Raw genomic sequence first — 5,106 nt, forward strand, 5'->3', positions numbered from 1 at the left:
GCGAGGCCGCAGAGAGAGCGCTCCTGCTCTGCTCGCTGGCCTATCCATCTTGTTGAATACACTAAAATTATTATCGGAATATAGTCTGGAAGAACTTACTCATTTAGCGAGAGTTGCTCTTAAGCCTCCTCCCTGATGTGTAGATACCTATGCAGCAGATGGGCGGCATCCATTAGACTATGCAGGTTGATAGCCTGCATATTGTTGCTCACGGCGCGGTACATGAACGGTAACATCAAAGTAAAATAGCAGCCGATCAATATCCAGGGGGTGCCGGTCAGCGCCAGCGGGCCGTCGGAATACAGTTGCAATAGCCCTACCGAGGAGACGATGGGCGGGACGGCGAACGGCAAAAGGATGAAGATATTCATCACCCCATCCAGCCAAGGGAAAAAGTAGGCGATGATAAAAATCACCGGCAGCACCAACAACGCCGATAGCAGCAGCGCGCCCAGACAAATAAGCAGAGAATGCCCCAGCGCGGTTAAAAAACGCGGGTCACGCCATAAATCCAAAAACCATTTTAGCTCGAAGCCTTGCGGTAAAATCGTTGCCCCCCAGCTGCTGCTGAGGGCATAAACCAGCGTTGCCGCCAGCGGTAATAACAGCACCACCAGCAGCATAACCACCACACTGCGGTGCCAGAGCAATTCAGCCTGACTCATCCCTTTCTCCTTGCGCGCTTAGAGCGCGCGGATATAGCTGCGGCGCACCAGCAGTTGATGCACCAAGGTTATCAACACCATCAGCGCCACCAATACCATACCCAATGCGCTGGCCAGGTGCGGGTCGAGGTCGAGATCCCCTGCCACCAGCGCGGAGATGCGGATCGGAATGATGTTGTAATTACCGGTGGTCAGCGCAAAGAGGGTGGCGTAAGCCCCGAGCGCGTTGGCCAACAAGATCACGAAGGTGCCGAGCAGCGCCGGGGTCAATACCGGCAAGCCGATGTGCCGCCAGAAACGCAAACGGCTCGCACCCAACAGCGCTGCGGATTCGCGCCACTCTTCGCGCAGCGCGCCGAAGGCGGGATACAGCAGCAGCACGCCCAGGGGGATCTGAAAATAGGTATAAAGCACCGTTAAGCCGGTTTTGGAGTACAGACTAAAATCCGTAATCCAGCCGTAGCGGCGCAGCAGCAAGGTGACGCAGCCGTTGGCGCCCAGCAAAATAATGAAGGCGAAAGCCAGCGGCACACCGGTAAAGTTGCTGGTCATATTGGTGAAGGCGATGGCGCCGTCGCGCAGGCGCGAGGCGCCCAGTCGGTGTAAGGAGTAGCTGGCGACGGTGGCGATAAGCAGACCGCATAAACTGGAGGAAAACGTCAGTTGCAAGGAAAACTGCATTGCCTGGCGATAGAACGGCGAGCTGAAGATCGTGCGGTAGTTGGCAAGACCCCATCCGTCGAGGTCGCTCAAGAAACTCCCGATAGCCATCCACACCAGTGGCGCTAATTGAAACGCGCTGAATAACAGCGCAAACGGCAGGAGCACCAGCGCCGCCATTCCTTTGCCGTTCATCGCAGCAGATCCCCGCAGGCTGGTCTGTCGTGGTCGACGTCGAGCAATTGGCATATCGTGCCGCAGAGTTCCGTTTGCAGAGGCCGCGCCGGGGCGAGGGTGAAGGCGTCGCCGAACACAAACAGCGGCACCTGGCGTTCTTCCGGTAGAATACCGCCGTGGCTGCGATCGTCATTCATACCGTGATCGGCGGTCACCATGACCTGATAGCCCGCCGCCAGCCACCCCGGCAGTCAGCGCGACAGTAAACCATCGGCGTGGCGCGCGGCGTTGCGGTACTGGGGCGTCGACAGGCCGTGGCGATGGCCGGCATCATCGATATTCATCGGGTGGATCAGCAGGAAGTCAGGCTGATGGCGCAGGCGCAAGCTTTCTGCATCCTCGAACACGTGGGAATCCGGGTAATGATCCGCATGATAAAAATGCCCGTACTGAATCGGCAGCGCTGGCGCCAGCGTGTGTCTGTCTTCCGCGGCATTGAAGGGTGCGCGGTTATACAGTTCACTCACCCAATGATAAGCCGCTGCCGCCGTGGTGAGTCCGGCCGCGCGCGCAAAATGGAAAATACTGCGGTGGTGCGACAGGCGGATAATCTCATTATGTACCACCCCGCTTACTACCGGCGGAACGCCGGTGAGAATACATTCGTACAACGGACGCGATAACGACGGCAACTCGCAGGTCAGCGAGTAAAGCCGGCCGCGCCCGGCGGCGCATTCGCCGTGCAGGTAACCCATGGCGTCATAGGCCACCACATAACTGAGTCCGTCCAATATCACTAAAATTGTTTTCACACCCGTTCCTCATGCCTGTCAGTCTCGCGCGGACGTCCCCGCCGCGGTCGATTACCGCCGCGAGGCGCGCGACACCGGCGCCGATCCCCTGGCCGTCGACGCGCCGCCGGCGAGAAGGGCCATACCGCCGGCACGGCGCCAGGGAAATCTGTTTATTGCTTCATCGTCATCATCACGTTTTCCTGCCACAGACGCGGCAGCGCTTTGGCGTTCTTTTCCCAGGCCGCGGTATCGGCTATCGGGTGGGCATTCTTATACTGTTCCTCGGGCAGCAGTTTCGCCTGGACGTCAGCCGGCAGCGTCAGATGCTCGACGCGAATCGGACGGGCGTAGCCGCGGGCCAAATTGATCTGCCCGGCGTCCGAGAAGATATATTCGCGGGCGAATTTGGCGGCGTTGGGATGTTTGGCGTATTTGTTGATGATGGTGCTGTAGCCGGAGGTGATAGTGCCATCGGCGGGGATCAGCACTTCAAACCGGGTTTTATCAATGGTGTCGCGGTAGTTCAGGCCGTTAAAGTCCCAGATGATCCCGACGTCCACTTCGCCTTTCTCCAGCGCGGCGATAGTGGGATCGTTCAAGCCCAGCCGGCCGGCTTTAGCCAATTTGGCGAAGAAGTCGAGGCCCGGTTGCAGATTCGTTTCGTTGCCGCCCATGGCATAAGCGGCTGCCATTTACCGCTTGTGCCGCGGTGCCGACATCTCCCAAGGCGACCTTATAATCGCCCTTAAGCAAATCCGCCCAGCTGTGGGGAATATTTTTCACCGTCTGTTTATTGACGATAAAAGCAATGGTGCCGGTGTAGGCCACCGCCCAGTGGCCGTCCTTATCTTTCGCCCAGGCAGGAATTTGATCCCAGGTGCTGGGTTTATAGGGTTGCGTCACCCCTTTTTGTACCGCCAGCGGGGCAAAAGAGACGCCAACATCGCCGATATCGGCGCTGGCGTTATTCTTTTCCGCCAGAAATTTGGCGATTTCCTGCGCGGAACTCATATCCGTATCGCTGTGCTGTATCTGGTATTGGCTGGCCAAATCCTGCCAGGTCTGTTTCCAGTTGGCCCACGAATCGGGCATCCCGACGCTCATGACCTGACCTTCCTGGCGCGCCGCCTGCGCCAGCGCCGCCACGTTGTCGGCTGCCGCGGCATAGCCTGCCGGGCCGATGGCCAGCAGCGCTGTCGTTAACACAGAAGCGTACAAAAATTTCATAGCTGAAGCTCCGCATTGAGGATGAAATTGCCTGGCCTTACTGGTCTAGTCCAGTAAAGCCAAGCCAATCTAGCGCAGCGGGATGAATATTTAATGACAGCCGCTCTTGGGGCCGTTTTTTTGTTATGGTTTCTTTAACGCTGCCGCTGCTGGCGAAAAAACGAGCAATCAAATACAGACATAGCGGTGATAAACATGCTCATTGAGAAGGCGCTCTCCCCCGGCGAGAGCGCGCGCTACAGGACGGTGGATGCCATCTGCCAAACTATCGCCAACTGGATAGACGCCGGTCGGCTGGGCCATAACGATCGACTGCAGGCGGAGCGGATGATGAGCGCGCACTTTGCCACCACCCGCATCACCCTGCGTGAAGCGCTGGGGCAGCTTGAGGCCAGAGGGGTCATTTACCGCGAAGAACGGCGCGGTTGGTTCGTCAGCCCGCCGCGGGTGGTGTATAACCCGCTGCAGCGCAGCCATTTCCACGCCATGGCGCGCGATCAGGGGCGACGTCCGGCCACGCTGGTGCTGGACGCCCGGGAGGTGGAAGCGCCGGCAATGCTATGCGGCCTGCTCGCGCTGCCGCCAGCTGCCAGGGTTTATCGCATCCGCCGGGTACGGCGGATCGATGGCCGGGCGGTGCTGTACGTTGAGCATTACTTGAATCCGGCCTTTTTTCCGGCGATATTGCAGCAGGATCTCACCGCCTCGCTGACCGAACCTACGCCACTCGTTATGATATCCGCTACGGACGCGTGCGCTTCGATATGTGTCCCACCACCTTCCCGGCGGCGGCGTCGCTGGCGTTGAAGGTCGCCGAAAATAGCCCGGCGCTCTTTATCACCCGCATCAACCGCGACCAGCATGGCCGCATCATCGATTGCGATCTGGAGTACTGGCGCTACGATGCCCTGCACGTTAGCGTTGAGGCGGAATGACCTCGCGCTACAGACATGGGATGGCGTACTCTCAAACCGCCGGCGGCAACAATCGGCCGCACGGCACACTCCACGGCGGTGGCAAAGTCGGCCGCCACGGTACCCTCCCCGACGGCGGCAACAGTCGGCCGCCGCGGTACCCTCCCCGACGGCGACAAAGTCGGCCGCCGCGGTACCCTCCCCGACGGCGGCAACAGTCGGCCACCACGGCACCCTCCCCGACGGCGGCAACAGTCGGCCGCCACGGCACCCTCCCCGACGGCGGCAACAGTCGGCCGCCACGGCACCCTCCCCGACGGCGACAAAGTCGGCCGCCACGGCACTCTCCAAGACGGCGACAAAGTCGGCCGCCCCGGCACAGGTGTGGTGAGCGGCAGGAGGCTGTGGCGGCAGAACTGCCGTGGCCGGCCCAGCCTCCTCGTTAAATTGCCTCGCCGAGGGCAACAAGCCCGTAGCGCTTACGCCGCCGCCACGCGGCATGCAGCGGCGGCGCAACCGTCGGGTTAAAACGCCTCCGTCAGAGCATAGGTATCTACACATTTATCGTGATACCTGTTATTACTTTGCAGAATGATTTCAACCTATCTGTTGGCGGGATTGACTCTCGCCTTACCCGCCGATATCAGACGCTGGTTAAACAGCATATGA

The 5,106-nt window shown here is 59.6% G+C and carries 1 protein-coding gene and 4 pseudogenes; 1 reads left to right on the top strand and 4 read right to left on the bottom strand.

The window, feature by feature from the left end; all coding sequences use genetic code 11:
- Positions 1-152: 152 nt before the first annotated feature.
- From CINSTRO3249_RS12570 to CINSTRO3249_RS12585, 4 genes and pseudogenes are all read right to left on the bottom strand, one after another.
- A pseudogene (locus CINSTRO3249_RS12570) lies at positions 153-665 on the bottom strand (ABC transporter permease); the annotation flags it as partial.
- Positions 666-683: 18 nt separating this feature from the next.
- A complete protein-coding gene (locus CINSTRO3249_RS12575) occupies positions 684-1,520 on the bottom strand; it encodes an ABC transporter permease (protein WP_074013531.1) in 837 nt (278 codons plus the stop codon).
- Positions 1,517-2,314, bottom strand: a pseudogene (locus CINSTRO3249_RS12580) (alkaline phosphatase family protein). Before CINSTRO3249_RS12580 ends, CINSTRO3249_RS12575 begins: the two are co-directional and overlap by 4 nt.
- A gap of 152 nt (positions 2,315-2,466) precedes the next feature.
- Positions 2,467-3,523: pseudogene (locus CINSTRO3249_RS12585) on the bottom strand (ABC transporter substrate-binding protein).
- Positions 3,524-3,718: 195 nt separating this feature from the next.
- Between CINSTRO3249_RS12585 and CINSTRO3249_RS12590 the strand changes: the two are divergent.
- A pseudogene (locus CINSTRO3249_RS12590) lies at positions 3,719-4,458 on the top strand (UTRA domain-containing protein).
- The last annotated feature ends 648 nt before the right edge of the window (positions 4,459-5,106 follow it).

The sequence above is a fragment of the Candidatus Sodalis sp. SoCistrobi genome, assembly GCF_900143145.1.
GTDB lineage: Bacteria > Pseudomonadota > Gammaproteobacteria > Enterobacterales > Enterobacteriaceae > SoCistrobi.

What these genes read in the sequence shown, in the direction of transcription:
- CINSTRO3249_RS12575 (WP_074013531.1), bottom strand. Translation starts at nt 1,520, where the DNA reads ATGAACGGCAAAGGAATGGCGGCGCTGGTGCTCCTGCCGTTTGCGCTG.